Consider the following 20,252-nt stretch of genomic DNA (forward strand, 5'->3'; position numbering starts at 1 on the left):
ACAAATGGGGCGCACCTCACTCTTGTGGGAGCGGCCTTGTGTCGCGATGGGCTGCACAGCAGCCCCCTCTGCAACATCCGGTAACGCCTATGTAGATGAGTCGGAAAATGGGATTCACTACCATTTGCGCCTCTCATACGATCCGAGGAGTGCTTTCCATGTTGCCACGCAAGCCCCTACTGGCCGCCTTGGCCCTGACCCTGTTCGGCGGCACCGCCCAGGCAGCGGACGAAGTGGTGGTGTACTCCTCGCGCATCGACGAGCTGATCAAGCCGGTGTTCGATGCCTATACCGCCAAGACCGGGGTCAAGATCAAGTTCATCACCGACAAGGAAGCCCCACTGATGCAGCGCATCAAGGCCGAGGGCGACAACGGTGTGGCCGACCTGCTGCTGACCGTCGATGCCGGCAACCTGTGGCAGGCCGAGCAAATGGGCATCCTGCAGCCGATCAAGTCCGACATCATCGACCAGAACATCCCGCCGCAGTACCGTGCCTCGTCCCACGACTGGACCGGTCTGAGCCTGCGCGCCCGCACCATCATCTACTCCACCGAACGGGTCAAGCCGCAAGAGCTGAGCACCTACGAAGCCCTGGCTGACAAGCAGTGGGAAGGCCGCCTGTGCCTGCGCACGGCGAAGAAGGTGTACAACCAGTCGCTGACCGCCACCCTGATCGAGACCCACGGCGAGGCGAAGACCGAGCAGATCGTCAAAGGCTGGGTCAACAACCTGTCCACCGACGTATTCTCCGACGACAACGCGGTGATCCAGGCCATCGAAGCCGGCCAGTGCGACGTGGGCGTGGTCAACACTTACTACTACGGCCGCCTGCACAACCAGAACCCGAAACTGCCGGTGAAGATCTTCTGGCCCAACCAGGGTGACCGCGGCGTGCACGTGAACCTGTCGGGCATCGGCCTGACCAAGCATGCGCCACACCCGGAGGCGGCGAAAAAGCTGGTGGAGTGGATGACAGGCGAGGAAGCACAGAAGCTGTTCGCCGACATCAACCAGGAGTTCCCGGCCAACCCGAAGGTCAAGCCATCGGACGAAGTCGCGGCGTGGGGCAGCTTCAAGGCTGACAGCATTCCGGTGGAAATTGCCGGCAAGCGCCAGGCTGAAGCGATTCGCTTGATGGATCGGGCTGGCTGGAACTAAGCGCCAGGCTTTATCCTTCCGGGGCCTGCAAGGGCCCTTTCGCGGGTAAACCCGCTCCCACAGGACCGCACAACACTCAAAGGCAGTGCAGGTCCTGTGGGAGCGGGTTCACCCGCGAACGACCGCGCAGCGGTCGCCATCGCAATCGAGAATCAAGCCTTGCCCCACACCCCCCAACGCCGCTGGTACCTCCCGGTCGCCCTGATCGCCGCCCTGGTGCTCCTGCCCCTGAGCGTACTGCTGCTGTCCTGGCAATCGATCGACCTGCAGATCTGGTCGCACCTGCTCGACACCCAGATGAGCCGCCTGCTGGGCAATACCCTGACCCTGGTAGCAGGCGTGGGCATTGGCGTCACCGTGCTGGGCGTCAGCCTGGCCTGGCTCACCAGCCTCTGCGAGTTCCCCGGCCGGCGCTGGCTGGACTGGGCGCTGATGCTGCCGTTCGCCATCCCAGCGTACGTGCTGGCGTTCGTCTTCGTCGGCCTGCTCGATTTTGCCGGCCCGGTACAAAGTGCCCTGCGCGAGGTGTTCGGGCCGATGCGCCTGCCGCGGGTGCGCTCCACCGGCGGGGTGATCGTCGTCCTGGTGCTGGTGTTCTACCCGTATGTCTACCTGCTGGCGCGCACCGCATTCCTGGCCCAGGGCAAGGGCCTGATGGAAGCGGCGCGGGTGCTGGGGCTGTCCCCGCTGCAAGCGTTCTGGCGCGTGGCCCTGCCCATGGCTCGGCCTGCGGTCGGTGCCGGTATTGCCCTGGCCCTGATGGAAACCCTGGCCGACTTCGGCGCGGTGGCGGTGTTCAACTTCGACACCTTCACCACGGCCATCTACAAGACCTGGTACGGCTTCTTCAGCCTGTCCAGCGCGGCCCAGCTGGCCAGCCTGTTGCTGCTGGCGGTGATGCTGGTGCTGTATGGCGAGCGCCGCGCCAGGGGGGCCAGCCGCAGCGGCAACGAGCGGCCGCGCGGGCAGGCGCTGTATCACCTGCGCGGGGTAAAGGCATTGCTGGCCAGTGGCTGGTGCCTGCTGGTGTTTGCCTGTGCCTTTGTCATCCCGTTGCTGCAACTGCTGGCGTGGTTCTGGCAGCGCGGCCGGCATGACCTGGACGAGCGCTATGTCGGCCTGGTGCTGCACACCCTGTACCTGGGCGGCATGGCGGCGCTGGTCACGGTGTGCGTGGCGTTGCTGCTGGCCTTTGCCCGGCGCCAGGCGCCGACGGGCGGGATCCGCGCCGGGGTCGGCCTGGCCAACCTGGGCTATGCCTTGCCCGGCTCGGTGCTGGCGGTGTCGATCATGCTGGCCTTCAGTTACCTCGACAATCATCTGGTCATCCCGCTGTCCAGCTGGCTGGGTGGTGCCGGCAAACCGCTGCTGCTGGGCAGCCTGGCCGCCTTGCTGCTGGCCTACCTGGTGCGTTTCATCGCAGTGGCCTACGGGCCGCTGGAGAGCAGCCTGGAGCGTATCCGCCCGTCATTGCCCGAGGCATCCCGTAGCCTGGGCGTCGGTGGCGCGGGATTGTTTTTCAAGGTGTATCTGCCGCTGCTGGTGCCTGGCGCCCTCAGCGCCGCCTTGCTGGTGTTCGTCGACGTGCTCAAGGAAATGCCGGCCACCTTGCTGATGCGCCCGTTCGGCTGGGACACCCTGGCGGTACGGGTATTCGAGATGACCAGCGAGGGTGAGTGGGCGCGTGCATCGCTGCCGGCCCTGACCCTGGTGCTGGTGGGCTTGCTGCCGGTCATCGGCCTGATCCGCCGTTCGGCACGTCGACCCGGTCACAGTCACTGAGGGTGCCAGCTGGCGCCCTTGCGGCTACAATGCGCGGCACTCGCGCGGCGGGTGTCTGCAACAAAAGCTGATAAGAAAAGCTGACGACCCAATGTCATCGACCGCCGCCGCTTCGCCACGCCCGGAAGGAGAAACCCATGGGACAGCGCACGCTTTTGTATGACCTGCACCTGGCGCTTGGCGCCAAAACGGTCGATTTCGGTGGCTGGGACATGCCCCTGCACTATGGCTCGCAGGTCGAGGAGCACCATCAGGTGCGCAGCGATTGTGGGGTGTTCGATGTTTCCCACATGACCGTGATCGATGTCGATGGCTGCGACGCCACTGTCTGGTTGCAGCGTCTGCTGGCCAACGACGTGGCCCGCCTCGACGACACCGGCAAGGCGCTGTACAGCCTGCTGTTGCAGGCACAGGGCAGGGTGATCGACGACCTGATCGTCTACCGCACGGAACTCGGCTACCGCCTGGTCACCAACGCTGCCACCCGGACCAAAGTGCTCGACTGGCTGCAACTGCAGCGCGAGGGCTTTGCCGTGGACTTCCAGGTCCGCTCCGACCTGGCCATTCTTGCCATCCAGGGCCCGCATGCCCGCGAAAAGGTCGCGGCCCTGCTCAGCCCCGCGCGCGCGGCGCTGATCCGCGAACTGCGCCCGTTCGAAGGTGTTGCCGAAGGTGACTGGTTCATTGCCCGCACCGGCTATACCGGTGAAGATGGCCTGGAAATCATGCTCCCGGGCGAGCAGGCCGTGGCCTTCTTCAACGACCTGGTCGGCGCAGGCATCGCCCCCAGCGGCCTGGGCGCCCGCGACACCTTGCGCCTGGAAGCTGGCATGAACCTGTACGGCCAGGATATCGACGAAACTCACACCCCGCTCACCTCCAACCTGGGCTGGAGCATCGCCTGGGAGCCGGCCGAGCGTGACTTCATCGGTCGCGCCGGTCTGCTGGCGGAAATCGAACAGGGCGTGCAGGAAAAACTGGTCGGCCTGGTGCTGGAGGAGCGCGGCGTGCTGCGTGCCCATCAGGTGGTGCGTGTGGCCGGGATTGGCGAAGGAGAGATCACCAGTGGTAGTTTCTCGCCTACGCTGAGCAAGTCCATTGCCCTTGCCCGCGTGCCCATGGCCACCGGCGACCGGGCCGAGGTGGAAATCCGCGGCAAGTGGTACCCGGTGCGGGTGGTCAAACCGACCTTCGTGCGCCACGGCAAGATCCTGATCTGAACAATTTTTAACCGGCGGGCGTACCGCTGAGCCAATCGAGGAATTCAAGACATGAGCAATATCCCCGCCGACCTGCGTTTTGCCGAAAGCCACGAGTGGGCTCGCCTGGAAGCCGATGGCACCGTGACCGTGGGTATCAGCGACCACGCTCAGGAAGCCCTGGGTGACGTGGTGTTCGTCGAGCTGGCCGAAGTCGGCAAGGTGTTTGGCGCTGGCGATGCTGCCGGTGTGGTCGAGTCGGTCAAAGCCGCTTCGGACATCTATGCCCCGGTCGCCGGCGAAGTGATCGCGGTCAACGAAGAGCTGGCCGACAGCCCTGAACTGCTCAACGAAGAACCTTACGAGTCGTGGATCTTCAAGCTCAAGCCAAGCAACCCGGCCGAGCTGGACAAGCTGCTGGATGCTGCTGGCTACAAGGCTTTGATCGGCGAGTAAGACCGCGTCGCCTTCTTCGCGGCTAAAGCCGCTCCCACAGGTACTGCATAGCGTCTGATACCTGTGCGGTCCCTGTGGGAGCGGCTTTAGCCGCGAAGAGGCCGGGCCTGCAAGCAACTTTCCCCGCAAAATCGGCAATCCCTTCCTAGACTTGTAAGTCTCCATGAGAGCTGTTCCAGGAAGAGAGCGTCGTCATGTCCCAGTCGCCATCCCTGCATCAACTGCAAGAGCTCAACCCTTTCCTGCGTCGCCATCTGGGCCCCGATGCCGCGGAGCAGCAGGCCATGCTCAACGCGCTGGGTGTCGCCAGCCGCAGTGAGCTGATCGAGCAGACCGTACCGCCAGACATCCGCCTCAATCGCCCCCTCGACCTGCCGCCGGCGCTGGACGAACAGGCCGCCCTGGCCAAGCTCGCCGGCTACGCCGGGCAGAACCAGGTCTGGACCAGCCTGATCGGCATGGGCTACCACGGCACCATCACCCCCACGGTCATTCTGCGCAACGTGCTGGAAAACCCCGGCTGGTACACCGCCTATACCCCCTATCAGCCCGAAATTGCCCAAGGCCGGCTGGAGGCGCTGCTGAACTTCCAGCAGATGGTCATCGACCTCACCGGGCTGGCCCTGGCCAATGCCTCGCTACTCGACGAAGCCACCGCCGCCGCCGAGGCCATGGCCTTGGCCAAGCGAGTGGCGCGCAACAAGAGCAACGCTTTTTTCGCCGACGAACACTGTCACCCGCAGACCCTGTCAGTACTCAAGACCCGCGCCGAGGGCTTTGGCTTCGAGCTGATCGTCGACTCTGTGGATAACCTTGGCAAACACGCAGTTTTCGGTGCCTTGCTGCAGTACCCGGACACCCACGGCGAGGTACGCGACCTGCGCCCGCTGATCGACCATTTGCACAGCCAGCATGCCCTGGCCTGCGTCGCCGCCGACCTGCTCAGCCTGGTGGTGCTGGCACCGCCCGGGGAGCTGGGCGCCGATGTGGTGCTGGGCTCGACCCAGCGCTTTGGCGTGCCGATGGGCTATGGCGGCCCCCACGCGGCCTATTTCGCCTGCCGCGATGACTACAAGCGGGCCATGCCGGGGCGCATCATCGGCGTGTCGCGCGATGCCCGTGGCAACACCGCGCTGCGCATGGCCCTGCAGACCCGCGAGCAGCATATTCGCCGCGAGAAGGCCAACTCCAACATCTGCACGGCTCAGGTGCTGCTGGCCAACATTGCCGGCTTCTACGCGGTGTACCACGGCCCGGAAGGCCTGCAGCGCATTGCCCAGCGTGTGCACCGGCTGACCTTCATCCTGGCCGCCGGCCTCGAAGCCAAGGGCATCAAGCGCCTCAACCAGCATTTCTTCGACACCCTCACCCTGGACGTCGGCGGCACCCAGGCGGCCATCATCGAAAGTGCCGAAGCCGCGCAGATCAACCTGCGCATCCTCGGCCGCGGGCACCTGGGCGTGAGCCTGGACGAGACCTGCTCGGAGCAGACGGTGCTGCGCCTGTTCGACATCTTCCTGGGGGTGGACCACGGCCTGGATATCGCTGCACTCGACCAGTTGGCCCTGCCCGAAGGCATCCCTGCCAGCCTGGTGCGGCGCACGCCGTTCCTGGCCCACCCGGTGTTCAACCTGCACCACAGCGAAACCGAGATGCTGCGCTACCTCAAGCAGCTGGAGAACAAGGACCTGGCGCTGAACCAGTCGATGATCCCGCTGGGCTCTTGCACCATGAAGCTCAACGCCACCAGCGAGATGATCCCTATCACCTGGCCTGGCTTTGCCCAGCTGCACCCGTTTGCTCCGGCGGCCCAGGCCACCGGCTACAAGGCGATGATCGACGAACTGGAAAGCTGGCTGTGCGCCATTACCGGCTTCGATGCCATCTGCATGCAGCCCAACTCTGGTGCCCAGGGTGAGTACGCCGGCCTGATGGCCATTACCCGCTACCACCGCAGCCGCCACCAGCCGCAACGTACCCTGTGCCTGATCCCGTCGTCGGCCCACGGCACCAACCCGGCGTCGGCGCAAATGGCCGGCATGGAGGTGGTGATTGTCGATTGCGACGATGATGGCAACGTTGACCTGGCAGACCTCAAGGCCAAGGCTCACGCGGCCGGGGACCGTTTGTCGTGCCTGATGGTCACTTACCCGTCGACCCATGGCGTGTATGAAGAGGGTATTCGCGAAATCTGCGAAGTGGTCCACCAGCACGGTGGCCAGGTGTACATGGACGGCGCCAACCTCAATGCCCAGGTGGGGCTGGCACGGCCGGCGGATATCGGCGCCGACGTTTCGCACATGAACCTGCACAAGACCTTCTGCATCCCCCACGGCGGTGGTGGCCCGGGCATGGGCCCGATCGGTATCGGCGCGCACCTCAAGCCGTTCGTCGCCAGCCACCCGGTGGTGCCGGTGCCCGGCCTGGACCCGAACAACAGCGCGGTCAGCGCCGCGCCCTGGGGCAGTGCGAGCATCCTGCCGATCAGCTGGATGTACATAGCCATGATGGGCCCGCAGCTGGCCGATGCCAGCGAGGTGGCGATCCTCTCGGCCAACTACCTGGCCAGCCAGCTGGGGGGTGCCTTCCCGGTGCTGTACCGCGGGCGCAACCAGCGGGTGGCGCATGAGTGCATCCTCGACCTGCGGCCGCTGAAGGAGCTGACCGGCATCAGCGAAGAGGACGTGGCCAAGCGCCTGATGGACTATGGCTTCCACGCGCCGACCATGTCGTTCCCGGTACCGGGCACGCTGATGGTCGAGCCGACCGAGAGTGAATCGAAAGCCGAGCTGGACCGTTTCGTCGAGGCAATGCTGGCGATTCGGGCGGAAATTGGCGAAGTGCAGGAGGGCAACTGGCCGGCGGAGAACAATCCGCTCAAGCATGCGCCGCATACCCTGGCCGATGTGCTGGCGGTGTGGGACAGGCCCTACAGCCTGGAGCAGGCGGTGGCGCCCAGTGCTCACGTGCGCCAGCACAAGTACTGGCCAGCGGTGAACCGGGTCGACAACGTGTATGGGGACAGGAATCTCTTCTGTGCTTGTGTGCCGGTGGAGGCTTATCGCTAATTGTAATTTGCCTTTGCCGGCCTCTTCGCGGGTAAACCCGCTCCCACAAGGCTTGTACAAGTTTTGAGTACTGCGCAATACCTGTGGGAGCGGGTTCACCCGCGAAGCAGGCGACGCGGTTACTCGGCTACCGCATTCTTGGCCAGGATGGCATTGGCCAGTTCCATGTCGGAAGCCTGCATCCCCGGGTTCTCCGCGCGGGCCTGGCGAATCGCCGCTTCAAGGAACGGCCCGCGGATTGCGCCTTCGCTGGCCACGAAGCTGCCGGCGTCATCCTGCGCCGCCATCACCAGCTTGTGATCCCCGGAGGTCAGATAGCTCGATGCCGTGGTAGCACCGGTAGTCATCACGTTACGCCAGAAGGTATCGGCCATGGCCGAGCCGATAGGTAGCGAAAGCAAGGCAGCAGCAGCGATGGCGGTTTTGACACGCATGTTGAAACACCTCGAAGGGTGAGGGTTGAAGATGCGCGGTTTGATCCTGCTACAGGGCTGCAAGTTCCTTGAATACAAAGGATTTTTGCTCAGGAACAAGCCCGTAGCACTTCCTCTGCACAGGTCTGCCCGCTGGCCACTTTGGCCTCGCCGCAGCGGCGCAGATCAAGCAATCCATCAGCTACGGCCTGACGCCGCAAACTGGCCAGCTCGCTGCCCGGGCCTATCTAGGCGCGCAGGCTGTCGCTGGGCACCAGCAGCTCGAACAACCCCGTGCGGCCGTGGAACCCGGTGCCGCGACAGGTGCGGCACGGCTGGCCACCGGGCACCGCTGCCTCACCCTGGCAATCCGCGCACAGTGTGCGCACCAACCGCTGGGCCATGACCCCGACCAGCGTCGCCTTTATCAGGTAGTCGGCCACACCCAGTTCCTGAAGGCGGGTGATTGCACCGCAGGCGTCGTTGGTATGCAGGGTCGACAGCACCAGGTGCCCGGTCAGGGCCGCCTGCACCGCCACCAGGGCAGTTTCGCGGTCGCGGATTTCGCCAATCATGATGATGTCCGGGTCCTGGCGCAGCATGGCCCGCACCCCGTTGGCAAAACCCAGGTCGAGGGCGGGCTGCACCTGCAACTGGTTGAAGGCGGGTTCCAGGCGCTCGATCGGGTCTTCGATGGTGCACAGGTTGACTTGCGGCGTGGCCAGCAGCTTGAGGCTGGCGTACAGCGTGCTGGTCTTGCCGGAACCGGTGGGGCCGGTGACCAGGATGATGCCCTGGCGCTGGCGCAGCAGGCCTTGCCACTGGTCCAGTTGTGGCCCTTCCAGGCCGAGCCGTTCGAAGCCTTCCTGCAACTGATGAGGGTCGAACAGGCGCAGCACCAGTTTTTCGCCGTACGGGGTCGGCAGGGTCGACAGCCGCAGTTCTACTTCACCACCGCCAGGCAGGCGGCTTAGCAGCCGGCCATCCTGCGGCCGGCGTTTTTCTGCGACATCCATGCGCCCCAGGTGTTTCAGGCGGCTGACCAGCGCCAGGGTTACCCCGACGGGAAAGGCATAGATGCTGTGCAGCAGGCCGTCGATGCGGTAGCGCAGCTGGCCTTGCTCGCGGCGTGGCTCCAGGTGGATATCACTGGCGCGCTGCTCGATGGCGTACTGCAGCAGCCAGTCGACGATATGCACGATGTGCGCGTCGTCCGCGCTGGCCTCGGCCTGGCGCTTGCCCAGCTCCAGCAGCTGCTGGAGTTCGCCCAGGCTGGCTGACTGCTGGGATTGCGCGCTCTTTACCGATTGGGCCAGGCGGTGGAACGACTGCCCTGCCTGGCGGATCTGCAGCGGGCTGGCCAGCACGCGATGGATCGGCCGGCCCAGGCTGCGGGAGAGATCGGCCTGCCAGTCATCCTGGTAGGGCTGGGCGCTGGCGACGGTGACGCTGGAGGTGTCGGCGGCGACGATGAGGATGCCATGGCGCTGGGCGAAGGCCGGGGCCATCAGGCCGGTGACCTGGGGCAGGTCCAGTTGCAGCGGGTCGATGCGCAGGTAGGGCTGGCCGACCTTGTTGGCCAGCCATTGGCAGAGGCGGTCCAGGTCCAGGGGCTGACCAGGTTGTCTGCGGTCTTCCAGGGCGCAGGCGGCGATCTGCTCCAGCGGGTGAGTGGTTGGGTGGGTGGCGGCGTGTTCGAGTACCTGCAGGGTGTCGTTGGCGTGCAGGTGCTCGTCCATGAGCAGGGCCTGGAGCACGCGTTTGAGGTCGAGTGCCGGGTTGTCGGGGGTGTGCATGGTTGGCGTCCGTGCCTGATAGGGGAGTGCTGATCAAGGGTAGCCGGGCGAGGGAGGGTCAATATGGATGAAGGGTTTCGGGATTTTGCTTTGCTTGTCCCGGCCATTTCGCGGGTAAACCCGCTCCCACAGGACCGCACAAACCTGAATGTTGTGCAGTACCTGTGGGAGCGGGTTTACCCGCGAAGAGGCCGGGAAAAGCACCGAGCATGGTTCAGACCACCGCCAGCTCCACCCGCTGCAGGTTGCTCAGGCTCACCTCGCCCACACACACCAGGTTACGCAGTTTCTGCGCAATCACCTCGGCCCGGTGCCAGCTAAGGCCACCGATGCCAACTTCGATATCCAGCCAGTCATCCTGCTGGCTGACCTGCACGCTGTGTGGGGTCAGGAACTGCAGGGCAAACAGGTTGAGCACCCGGCACAGGCTGTCAGGCTCGGCCTCGGCCTGCAGGCGATAGTGCACGGTGCTGTGGGCGCTGCTGGCGGCCCAGGCGTCGGTACGAGGCTGTGCGTTCATGTCGGTCTCCGCAAGTGTGGGAGAAATTCTTGCACGTTGGTGGCGGTATTTTTTCGCTATGATTTGATCGTTTCGCTTTATTGGCGAATTGTTCTATTCGTGCGGTGCTGCCAAGGAGAATTATTAATGCAAAGCGAGCTGGACGCCTACGACCGCCGTATCCTCGAACTGCTGCAGGAGGACGCTTCGCTGTCCAGCGCGCAGATCGCCGAATGCGTGGGGTTGTCGCAATCGCCGTGCTGGCGGCGTATCCAGCGGTTGAAGGAGGAGGGGGTGATTCGCGGGCAGGTGACCTTGCTGGATCGCAAGAAGGTCGGCCTGAACACGCAGATTTTCGCCGAGGTAAAACTGAACGCCCATGGGCGTTCCAACTTCACCGAGTTCACCGAGGCGATCCGCGGGTTTCCAGAGGTGCTGGAGTGCTATGTGCTGATGGGGTCGGTGGACTTTCTATTGCGCATCGTCACCCCGGATATCGAGGCTTATGAACGGTTCTTCTTCGAAAAACTGTCGAACGTGCCGGGGATTCAGGAGGTGAACTCGATCGTGGCGTTGTCGGAGATCAAGTCCACCACCAGCCTGCCACTGTCGCGTTGAGGCATTCGCGGGTAAACCCGCTCCCACAGGGATATCAGTGAGCCAGAGAGCAGCGCGAGCCCTGTGGGAGCGGGTTTACCCGCGAAGAAAACGACGCGGTATCAAGCCTTGAGCAGGTGCTTCCAGCCGCGGCTCTGATCCACCGCCCGGGCCTGTTCGATACGTGCTTCCAGCACTTCATCGCTGATTGGCTGCTCGGCCAGCTCATGCAGCTTCTTCAGGTCGCCATACAGGCGGTCCATCTGCGGCGCTTCCAGCACCTGACGGGCATGGTGCAGCCAGGCCAGCAGCTGTTCGATACGCGGCAGCTGCTCGGCCAGGTCTTCCGGACGCTGGGTGTACAGCGGCAGCTTCAATGCTCGGCCTTCCTCGCCCAGCAGGTGCGCCAGCCAGCTGGCCAGTTGCGCCTTGCCCTGACGCTCGCCACGGCCTTTGCGTTCCACGGTCCAGGCACGGGCCAGCAGCCAGCGCGAGGTTTCCAGCGAGAACTGACCCCAGCGTACGTCTTCCAGCTCTTCGGCGAACTGCTCTGGGGCGGCGCGGCGGATGTCTTCGTCTTCGTTGCCGGCCTGCACCAGCGGGCGCCAGTCTTCGAGCAGGGCGTCGAGGCTGTTGCGCAGGTCTCGGGTGGTGGCGCGCGGCGCGGCCTGGCCCAGGCTGGCGGTAATCGCACGCAGTTCGCTCAGGCACTCGACCCAGTCCTGCAGCAGGCGCCAGTGGCCGTTGTGGCGGTATTGCTCGGCCAGGCGCTGGCTGCTGCCCAGCAGTTGCCAGGCCAGTGCGGCGTAGGCGTCATCCACGGCCATTTCGGCTTCCAGCTCGGTGTGCGGCAGGCCCAGCTCGTAGCTGTCCGGCTCCAGCAGGCGGTAGCCACGCTCGGCCTTGCTGATGTCGCATGGCATCAGCGGCAGGCTGGCGGCCAGCTCGGCGGCCAGTTCCAGCAGGGCCTGCGGTTCACCTTCGCGCAGTTCCAGTTCCAGCTCGCAGATTTCTTCCTTGCGTTTGCCGGCGATCACGAAGCCCTGGTCCAGTGCAGCCTCGATCACCACCTTGCTCTTGCCACGGCCCCAGGCGATTTCGGCGTATTCACGGCTGAAGTCGGTGGTGAACAGCGGCTTGATGGTCTTTTTGTCCAGGTTGGCCAGTTGCGCGGGCCAGCAGCTGTCGTCGAGCTTCTTCAGGTCGAGCTTGACCTTGTCCAGCTGCCATTCGTGCTCGTTGCGCTCGGACAGGCCGGCCACGCTGGTGCCGCGGCATTTGAGGGTCTGGATGATGGCCTCGCCATCGCGGCGCAGGCGCAGGGCGACACGGGCAGCGGAGAGCTCGCGCTCCGGGGTGTCGAAGTACTGGTTGAGCAGTTCGCGGGTCTGCCAGCCGGACTTGTTGCGCTTTTTCAGCAGAGGGTGCTCGCGCAGGGCGGCAAGGGTCTCGCGGCTGGCGCGGAGCTTGAGTTCGGTTTCTTTGTGCATCACAGGCTCGAAGAAGGGGGCGTGGTTGCCCAGCAGTCTACAGGAGTCGGCTCTCGTCTGTTGGATCGTGGTGGCTTCTTCGCGGGTAAACCCGCTCCTACAGGTACTGTGCTGCCCCCAGGTGCGGCGCTTTCCCTGTGGGAGCGGGTTTACCCGCGAAGAAGCCCACACGGTTGGACGGCATTGCTATGATGGGCAACGCTTCCGAGGAGTACGCGCATGCCGTTGCCGACGCTGAAAGACCAGTTCGCCGCCCTGATCGCCGCGCCCTCGGTCAGTTGCACCCAGCCTGCGCTGGACCAGTCAAACCGTCTGGTCATCGACCTGCTGGCCGGCTGGCTGGGTGACCTTGGCTTCAACTGCGACATTCGCCAGGTCAGCCCCGGCAAGTTCAACCTGCTGGCCAGCCGTGGCACTGGCCCGGGTGGCCTGGTGCTGGCGGGGCACAGCGACACCGTGCCTTATGACGAACAGCTGTGGGCCAGCGACCCGCTGAAACTGACCGAAACCGACGGCCGCTGGGTCGGCCTGGGCAGTTGCGACATGAAGGGCTTCTTCGCCCTGGTCATCGAGGCGGTCATCCCACTGCTGGAGCACGATTTCAAGCAGCCGCTGCTGATCCTTGCCACCTGTGACGAAGAAAGCTCCATGTCCGGCGCCCGTGCCCTGGCCGAGGCCGGTCAGCCGCTCGGCCGTGCGGCGGTGATCGGCGAGCCCACCGGGCTGCGGCCGATCCGCATGCACAAGGGCATCCTCATGGACCGCATCGACATCCTCGGGCGCAGCGGCCACTCCTCGGACCCAAGCCTGGGCCGCAGCGCCATGGAGGCCATGCACGCAGTGATGGGCGAGCTGATGGGTTTGCGCCAGCAATGGCAGCAGACCTACCGCAACCCGCAATTCACCGTGCCGACCCCGACCATGAACTTCGGCTGCATCCATGGCGGCGACAACCCCAACCGTATCTGCGGCCAGTGCGCCCTGGAATTCGACCTGCGCCCGCTGCCAGGCATGGACGTGGAGCAACTGCGCGCGGCCATCCGCGCCAAGCTGGTGCCCGTGGCAGAGCGCTTTGAGGTGCGCATCGACTATGCACCGTTGTTCCCGGAGGTGCCGCCATTCGAGCAGGCTGCCGACTCCGAGCTGGTGCAAGTGGCGGAACGCCTTACCGGCCACCGCGCCGAAGCGGTGGCGTTCGGCACCGAAGCGCCTTATCTTCAGCAACTGGGCTGCCAGACCATCGTGCTGGGCCCCGGCGACATCGCCTGTGCCCACCAGCCCGGCGAATACCTTGAAATGTCACGAATCGAGCCTACCGTGCGTCTATTGCGTGACCTGATCCGGCACTATTGCCTGAACTAAACGTCAACCGGACTGATTCGTTCCTGCCTAGAGGAGACCGCGCGTGACCGCAAGCCTGTTCCGACGATGATCCTGAACGCCCCCTGTATCGCCGTTCTCCGTCCACTTATCCACAGGCCCTGTCATGCCCGACTACGTCAACTGGCTGCGTCATGCCTCCCCGTACATCAATGCCCATCGCGACTGCACCTTCGTGGTCATGCTCCCTGGCGATGGGGTGGAACACCCTAATTTCGGCAACATCGTCCACGACCTGGTGCTGCTGCACAGCCTGGGCGTGCGTCTGGTGCTGGTGCATGGCTCGCGCCCGCAGATCGAAAGCCGCCTGGCTGATCGCGGCCTGACCCCGCACTACCACCGTGGCATGCGCATCACTGATGCCGCCACCCTGGACTGCGTGATCGATGCCGTCGGCGCCTTGCGCCTGGCCATCGAGGCACGCCTGTCGATGGACATCGCCGCTTCGCCGATGCAGGGCTCGCGCCTGCGCGTGGCGTCCGGCAACCTGGTAACGGCGCGGCCGATCGGCGTGCTCGAAGGCGTGGACTACCACCACACCGGCGAAGTGCGCCGGGTCGACCGCAAGGGCATCAGCCGCCTGCTTGACGAGCGCTCCATCGTGCTGTTGTCGCCGCTGGGCTACTCGCCCACGGGGGAAATCTTCAACCTGGCCTGCGAAGACGTGGCCACCCGCGCCGCCATCGAACTGGGGGCCGACAAGCTGCTGCTGTTCGGCGCCGAGCCGGGCCTGCTGGACGAGGACGGCAAGCTGGTGCGCGAACTGCGCCCACAGCAGGTTGCCCCGCATTTGCAGCGCCTGGGCAGCGATTACCAGGGCGAGCTGCTGGACGCCGCGGCCGAGGCTTGCAAAGGCGGCGTGGCGCGCAGCCATATCGTCAGCTATGCCGAGGACGGCGCCTTGCTGACCGAACTGTTCACCCGTGGTGGTGGCGGCACGCTGGTGTCGCAGGAGCAGTTCGAAGTGGTGCGCGAGGCGACCATCGAGGACGTGGGCGGTTTGCTGGAGCTGATCAGCCCGCTGGAAGAGCAGGGCATCCTCGTGCGCCGTTCGCGTGAGGTGCTGGAGCGGGAGATCGAGCAGTTCAGCGTGGTCGAGCGCGAGGGCATGATCATCGCCTGTGCGGCGTTGTACCCGATTGCCGATTCCGACGCCGGCGAGCTGGCGTGCCTGGCGGTGAACCCGGAGTACCGTCATGGCGGGCGTGGCGACGAGCTGCTGGAGCGCATCGAAAGCCGGGCGCGGCAGTTGGGCTTGAACACCCTGTTCGTGCTGACGACGCGTACCGCGCACTGGTTCCGCGAACGCGGGTTTGCGCCGAGCGGGGTCGAGCGGCTGCCGGCGGCGCGGGCTTCGCTGTACAACTACCAGCGCAATTCGAAGATTTTCGAGAAGCCCTTGTAAGCCTGTACCGGCCTCTTCGCGGGTGAACCCGCTCCCACAGGATCTTCACCGGACCTGAGGCCGGCGCGGTCCCTGTGGGAGCGGGTTTACCCGCGAAGCAGGCGACACCGATCTCGAACAAAAACGCCGCCCTTGTGGGCGGCGTTTTCGTTTACACGGTGTGCAGGTACCAGTTGTACTCGAGGTCGGAGATCGAATGCTCGAACTCCTCCAGCTCGCTCTCCTTGCACGCGACGAAGATGTCGATGTACTTCGGATCGATGTACTTGTTCAGGATCTCGCTGTCGTCCAGCTCGCGCAGGGCATCGCGCAGGTTGTTCGGCAGGCTCTGCTCCAGCTGCTCGTACGAGTTGCCTTCGATCGGCTCACCCGGCTCGACCTTGTTGGTCAGGCCATGGTGCACGCCGGCCAGTACGGCAGCCATCATCAGGTACGGGTTGGCGTCGGCACCAGCCACGCGGTGCTCGATGCGCACGGCGTCCGGCGAACCGGTCGGCACGCGCAGGGCCACGGTGCGGTTGTCCAGGCCCCAGCTTGGCGCGTTCGGTACATAGAACTGCGCACCGAAGCGGCGGTACGAGTTGACGTTCGGGCAAAGGAACGCCATGGACGCGGGCAGGGTCTCGAGCACACCGCCGACAGCGTGACGTAGCGCGGCGTTCTGCTCGGGATCCTCGCTGGTGAAGATGTTGTTGCCATCTTTGTCCAGCACGGAAATGTGTACATGCAGGCCGTTGCCAGCCTGGCCCGGGTAGGGCTTGGCCATGAAGGTGGTGTCCATTTCATGGTCGTAGGCGATGTTCTTGATCAACCGCTTGAGCAGTACCGCGTAGTCGCAGGCCTTGAGCGGGTCGGCCACGTGGTGCAGGTTGACTTCGAACTGCGCCGGGGCGCTTTCCTTGACGATGGCGTCGGCCGGGATGCCTTGCTCCTTCGCGCCTTCCAGGATGTCCTGCAGGCAGTCGGCATATTCGTCGAGGTCGTCGATCAGGTACACCTGGGTCGACTGCGGGCGCTTGCCCGAAATTGGCGAGCGCGGCGGCTGCGGACGGCCGTTCACGTTCTCCTGGTCGATCAGGTAGAACTCCAGCTCGAACGCGGCGCAGATGGTCAGGCCCATCTCGGTGAACTTGCTCACCACCTGACGCAGCACTTCACGCGGGTCGGCGAAGAACGGCTCGCCTTCGAGTTCGTGCATGGTCATCAGCAACTGGGCGGTAGGGCGCTTTTGCCACGGCTCGTTACAGAGTGTGTCAGGGATTGGATAGCAGATGCGGTCAGCATCGCCGATGTCCAGGCCCAGCCCGGTGCTTTCGACGGTGGAACCGTTGATATCCAGGGCGAAGAGGGAGGCAGGCAGGTTGATGCCTTTCTCGTAAACCTTGTGGAGGCTGGTGCGCTCTATGCGCTTGCCACGCACCACACCATTCATATCTGCAATCAGAAGGTCAACGTAGAGAACCTCAGGATGTTCCTTAAGGAACGCGTTCGCTTCGTTAAGCTGAACGGCACGCGGGGGTACCGACATGATGCAACACCTTTGTTGTCAAAAATATCAATCAAGGGGGGCTTGCAAGACCAGTCAATCGAAAAGACAAACTGATGTCAAGCCAACCCCATGATGCCCTGAAATGGCACATCGACGGCAGATTTGCTGCATATCGGGGCAAGCCATTATCCGCTATTTCCCGCGGAAAGGGCTATCTCCGACAAGCCGTGTTTTATTTTTTACGGAGGTGTTGTGTAAAAAAATGAACAAGGCTAAGCTCGGTCTCAACCCAGAACACAATAATACGAGGGTCACATGGTCCGCTTGCCGCGACCTGAAAGCACTGCCTGCGCGGTGCCATCAGGTACATCCGTCATTTTTGCAAGCTTCGTCAATGGCGTGGCCGCCCTGGCCGCAATAATTGACGTTTGGCGCTCCCGGACCTGCCCTCGTAGCGGCTTGCCGCCCTTCGTTTCGTCTTTCTGCCTTTCGAACTCATTACGGACGCACCTGTTTTCAGTGTATCCACTGTGGCTCTGCGCGGGGGTTTTTGCTTTAGCAATGTACTCCATCCAGAATCAGTGCGCGGACCACCTTACCTCCTGAGGTATTTATGAGTAACAACCTCGACCAGCTCACCGATTGGTTGAAAGAGCACAAGATCACCGAAGTCGAATGCATGATCAGTGACCTGACCGGCATCACGCGCGGCAAGATTTCGCCTACCAACAAATTCATCGCCGAAAAAGGCATGCGCCTGCCCGAGAGCGTGCTGCTGCAGACCGTGACCGGCGACTACGTCGACGACGACATCTATTACGAACTGCTCGACCCGGCGGACATCGACATGATCTGCCGCCCCGACGAGAACGCCGTGTTCCTGGTGCCATGGGCCATCGAGCCGACCGCCCAGGTGATCCACGACACCTACGACAAGAAGGGCAACCCGGTAGAGCTGTCGCCGCGCAACGTGCTGAAGAAAGTCCTCAAGCTCTATGCCGACAAGGGCTGGCAGCCGATCGTCGCGCCGGAGATGGAGTTCTACCTGACCAAGCGCAGCGAAGACCCGGACTTCCCGCTGCAGCCCCCGGTAGGCCGTTCGGGCCGCCCGGAAACCGGCCGCCAGTCGTTCTCGATCGAAGCCGCCAACGAATTCGATCCACTGTTCGAAGACGTCTACGACTGGTGCGAACTGCAGCAGCTGGACCTCGACACGCTGATCCATGAAGACGGCACGGCGCAGATGGAGATCAACTTCCGGCATGGCAACGCCCTGCACCTGGCCGACCAGATCCTGGTGTTCAAGCGCACCATGCGCGAGGCTGCGCTCAAGCACAACGTGGCCGCCACCTTCATGGCCAAGCCCATGACCGGCGAGCCAGGCAGTGCCATGCACCTGCACCAGAGCGTGGTCGACGTGGCCACCGGCAAGAATATCTTCAGCAACGACGATGGCAGCATGAGCGAACTGTTCCTGCACCACATCGGTGGCCTGCAGAAGTTCATCCCCGAGGCGCTGCCGCTGTTCGCGCCCAACGTCAACTCGTTCCGCCGCTTCCTGCCCGACACCTCGGCGCCGGTGAACGTGGAGTGGGGCGAAGAAAACCGTACTGTCGGCTTGCGCGTGCCAGACGCCGGCCCGCAAAGCCGCCGGGTCGAGAACCGCCTGCCGGGCGCCGACGCCAACCCTTACCTGGCCATTGCCGCCAGCCTGCTGTGCGGCTACATCGGCATGGTCGAAGGCATCGACGCCAGCGCGCCGGTGCAGGGCCGTGGCTACGAACGCCGCAACCTGCGCCTGCCACTGACCATCGAAGATGCCCTGGAACGCATGGAAAACAGCCGTGCGCTGGTGCAGTACCTGGGCAAGAAGTTCATTACCGGCTACGTCGCCACCAAGCGCGCCGAACACGAGAACTTCAAGCGAGTCATCAGCTCCTGGGAGCGTGAGTTCCTGCTGTTTGCTGTCTGATCAACCTTGGTGCCGCAGGACGCGGCTGTCGAACAACGGAGAAGCACATGAGCGTCAACAACCCGCAAACCCGTGAATGGCAAACCCTGAGCGGGGAGCATCACCTCGCGCCCTTCAGCGACTACAAGCAGCTGAAGGAGAAGGGGCCGCGCATCATCACCAAGGCCCAGGGTGTGCATTTGTGGGATAGCGAGGGGCACAAGATCCTCGACGGCATGGCTGGCCTGTGGTGCGTGGCGGTGGGTTATGGCCGTGAAGAACTGGTGCAGGCGGCAGAAAAGCAGATGCGCGAACTGCCGTACTACAACCTGTTCTTCCAGACTGCCCACCCGCCTGCGCTGGAGCTGGCCAAGGCGATCTCCGACGTGGCGCCGCAAGGCATGACCCATGTGTTCTTCACCGGCTCCGGCTCCGAAGGCAACGACACCGTGCTGCGCATGGTCCGCCATTACTGGGCGCTGAAAGGCAAGCCACAGAAGCAGACCATCATTGGCCGCATCAACGGTTACCACGGTTCCACCGTGGCCGGTGCCAGCCTGGGCGGCATGAGCGGCATGCACGAGCAGGGCGGCCTGCCGATTCCGGGCATCGTGCATATCCCGCAGCCGTACTGGTTCGGTGAAGGCGGCGACATGACCCCGGATGAATTCGGGGTGTGGGCGGCCGAGCAATTGGAGAAGAAAATCCTCGAAGTCGGCGAAGACAACGTCGCTGCCTTCATCGCCGAGCCAATCCAGGGTGCCGGTGGCGTGATCATCCCGCCGGAAACCTACTGGCCGAAGGTCAAGGAGATCCTCGCCAAGTACGAGATCCTGTTCGTCGCCGACGAAGTGATCTGCGGTTTCGGCCGCACCGGCGAGTGGTTCGGCTCCGACTACTACGACCTCAAGCCCGACCTGATGACCATCGCCAAGGGCCTGACTTCCGGTTACATCCCCATGGGCGGTGTGATCGTGCGTGACACCGTGGCCCAGGTACTCAGCGAAGGCGGCGACTTCAACCACGGCTTCACCTACTCCGGCCACCCGGTAGCGGCGGCGGTGGGCCTGGAAAACCTGCGCATCCTGCGCGACGAGAAAATCGTCGAGAAGGCGCGCACCGAAGCGGCACCGTATTTGCAAAAGCGTTTGCGTGAACTGCAGGACCACCCGCTGGTGGGCGAGGTACGCGGCCTGGGCCTGCTCGGCGCGATCGAGCTGGTCAAGGACAAGGCCACCCGCAGCCGTTACGAAGGCAAGGGCGTGGGCATGATCTGCCGTACCTTCTGCTTCGACAACGGCCTGATCATGCGCGCGGTGGGGGACACCATGATCATCGCGCCACCGCTGGTGATCAGCCACGCGGAGATCGACGAACTGGTGGAAAAGGCACGTAAATGCCTTGATCTGACGCTCGAAGCGATCCGCTGACAGTTTGCTAGGCTAGCGATGTGACATTAAGTCGTTACAAGGCCCTGCTTTCCTTGAAACAGAGCCTTGTAACTTGCCAGACTAGCGACTGTTTCAGTCGCCGCGCGCTCTGCACCGTAGGTCCTGGCTGCTGAACA

At 63.9% G+C, this 20,252-nt stretch carries 15 protein-coding genes and 1 pseudogene; 10 read left to right on the forward strand and 6 right to left on the reverse strand.

Annotated features, from left to right (window positions below):
- The first annotated feature begins 158 nt into the window (after nt 1–158).
- The 5 genes from M2S36_RS14120 (at nt 159) to gcvP (ending at nt 7,665) form a co-directional block, all read left to right on the forward strand.
- On the forward strand, nt 159–1,160 hold the full coding sequence (locus M2S36_RS14120; RefSeq protein WP_063912162.1) for an extracellular solute-binding protein: 1,002 nt from the start codon (nt 159–161) through the stop codon (nt 1,158–1,160).
- A gap of 159 nt (nt 1,161–1,319) precedes the next feature.
- Nucleotides 1,320–2,942: an ABC transporter permease gene (locus M2S36_RS14125; RefSeq protein ID WP_233694035.1), complete on the forward strand. Its 1,623-nt coding sequence runs from the start codon at nt 1,320–1,322 to the stop codon at nt 2,940–2,942.
- A gap of 137 nt (nt 2,943–3,079) precedes the next feature.
- A complete protein-coding gene (gcvT, locus tag M2S36_RS14130; RefSeq protein ID WP_207837452.1) occupies nt 3,080–4,162 on the forward strand; it encodes a glycine cleavage system aminomethyltransferase GcvT in 1,083 nt (360 codons plus the stop codon).
- Nucleotides 4,163–4,213: 51 nt separating this feature from the next.
- A complete protein-coding gene (gene gcvH / locus M2S36_RS14135) occupies nt 4,214–4,597 on the forward strand; it encodes a glycine cleavage system protein GcvH (RefSeq protein ID WP_207837456.1) in 384 nt (127 codons plus the stop codon).
- Between the two features lie 194 nt (nt 4,598–4,791).
- Nucleotides 4,792–7,665, forward strand: a complete 2,874-nt coding sequence (gene gcvP, locus M2S36_RS14140) for an aminomethyl-transferring glycine dehydrogenase (protein ID WP_333957314.1) — start codon at nt 4,792–4,794, stop codon at nt 7,663–7,665.
- 119 nt (nt 7,666–7,784) lie between these two features.
- Here gcvP and M2S36_RS14145 read toward each other — a convergent pair whose 3' ends face one another.
- From M2S36_RS14145 to M2S36_RS14155, 3 genes and pseudogenes are all read right to left on the reverse strand, one after another.
- On the reverse strand, nt 7,785–8,099 hold the full coding sequence (locus M2S36_RS14145; protein ID WP_063912157.1) for a DUF2388 domain-containing protein: 315 nt from the start codon (nt 8,097–8,099) through the stop codon (nt 7,785–7,787).
- A gap of 89 nt (nt 8,100–8,188) precedes the next feature.
- Nucleotides 8,189–9,874, reverse strand: a pseudogene (locus M2S36_RS14150) (GspE/PulE family protein).
- Between the two features lie 214 nt (nt 9,875–10,088).
- The gene (locus tag M2S36_RS14155; RefSeq protein WP_003259353.1) at nt 10,089–10,394 is read right to left on the reverse strand and encodes a hypothetical protein; all 306 of its coding nucleotides are present in this window, start codon (nt 10,392–10,394) and stop codon (nt 10,089–10,091) included.
- A gap of 126 nt (nt 10,395–10,520) precedes the next feature.
- Here M2S36_RS14155 and M2S36_RS14160 point away from each other — a divergent pair, with 126 nt between their 5' ends.
- Nucleotides 10,521–10,991, forward strand: a complete 471-nt coding sequence (locus tag M2S36_RS14160; protein ID WP_333957317.1) for an Lrp/AsnC family transcriptional regulator — start codon at nt 10,521–10,523, stop codon at nt 10,989–10,991.
- Between the two features lie 101 nt (nt 10,992–11,092).
- On the opposite strand, the gene M2S36_RS14165 is transcribed toward M2S36_RS14160, so the two are convergent.
- Nucleotides 11,093–12,460: a CYTH domain-containing protein gene (locus tag M2S36_RS14165; RefSeq protein ID WP_207837464.1), complete on the reverse strand. Its 1,368-nt coding sequence runs from the start codon at nt 12,458–12,460 to the stop codon at nt 11,093–11,095.
- A 219-nt stretch (nt 12,461–12,679) separates the two neighbouring features.
- Between M2S36_RS14165 and argE the strand changes: the two genes are divergently transcribed.
- Together argE and argA are read left to right on the forward strand one after the other, a co-directional pair.
- Nucleotides 12,680–13,822, forward strand: coding sequence for an acetylornithine deacetylase (gene argE / locus M2S36_RS14170; RefSeq protein WP_333957318.1), 1,143 nt, complete (start codon nt 12,680–12,682; stop codon nt 13,820–13,822).
- Nucleotides 13,823–13,946: 124 nt separating this feature from the next.
- Nucleotides 13,947–15,245, forward strand: coding sequence for an amino-acid N-acetyltransferase (gene argA, locus M2S36_RS14175; protein WP_063912152.1), 1,299 nt, complete (start codon nt 13,947–13,949; stop codon nt 15,243–15,245).
- Nucleotides 15,246–15,396: 151 nt separating this feature from the next.
- Here argA and M2S36_RS14180 read toward each other — a convergent pair whose 3' ends face one another.
- Both M2S36_RS14180 and M2S36_RS14185 read right to left on the reverse strand, forming a co-directional pair.
- The gene (locus tag M2S36_RS14180) at nt 15,397–16,773 is read right to left on the reverse strand and encodes a glutamine synthetase family protein (protein WP_063912151.1); all 1,377 of its coding nucleotides are present in this window, start codon (nt 16,771–16,773) and stop codon (nt 15,397–15,399) included.
- A 272-nt stretch (nt 16,774–17,045) separates the two neighbouring features.
- Nucleotides 17,046–17,306: a hypothetical protein gene (locus M2S36_RS14185; RefSeq protein ID WP_207837469.1), complete on the reverse strand. Its 261-nt coding sequence runs from the start codon at nt 17,304–17,306 to the stop codon at nt 17,046–17,048.
- Nucleotides 17,307–17,347: 41 nt separating this feature from the next.
- Between M2S36_RS14185 and M2S36_RS14190 the strand changes: the two genes are divergently transcribed.
- Together M2S36_RS14190 and M2S36_RS14195 are read left to right on the forward strand one after the other, a co-directional pair.
- On the forward strand, nt 17,348–18,706 hold the full coding sequence (locus tag M2S36_RS14190) for a glutamine synthetase family protein (protein ID WP_013974708.1): 1,359 nt from the start codon (nt 17,348–17,350) through the stop codon (nt 18,704–18,706).
- 47 nt (nt 18,707–18,753) lie between these two features.
- Nucleotides 18,754–20,115, forward strand: a complete 1,362-nt coding sequence (locus M2S36_RS14195) for an aspartate aminotransferase family protein (RefSeq protein WP_063912149.1) — start codon at nt 18,754–18,756, stop codon at nt 20,113–20,115.
- The last annotated feature ends 137 nt before the right edge of the window (nt 20,116–20,252 follow it).

This window comes from Pseudomonas sp. SF2 (assembly GCF_036858055.1).
Taxonomy (GTDB): Bacteria; Pseudomonadota; Gammaproteobacteria; order Pseudomonadales; family Pseudomonadaceae; genus Aquipseudomonas.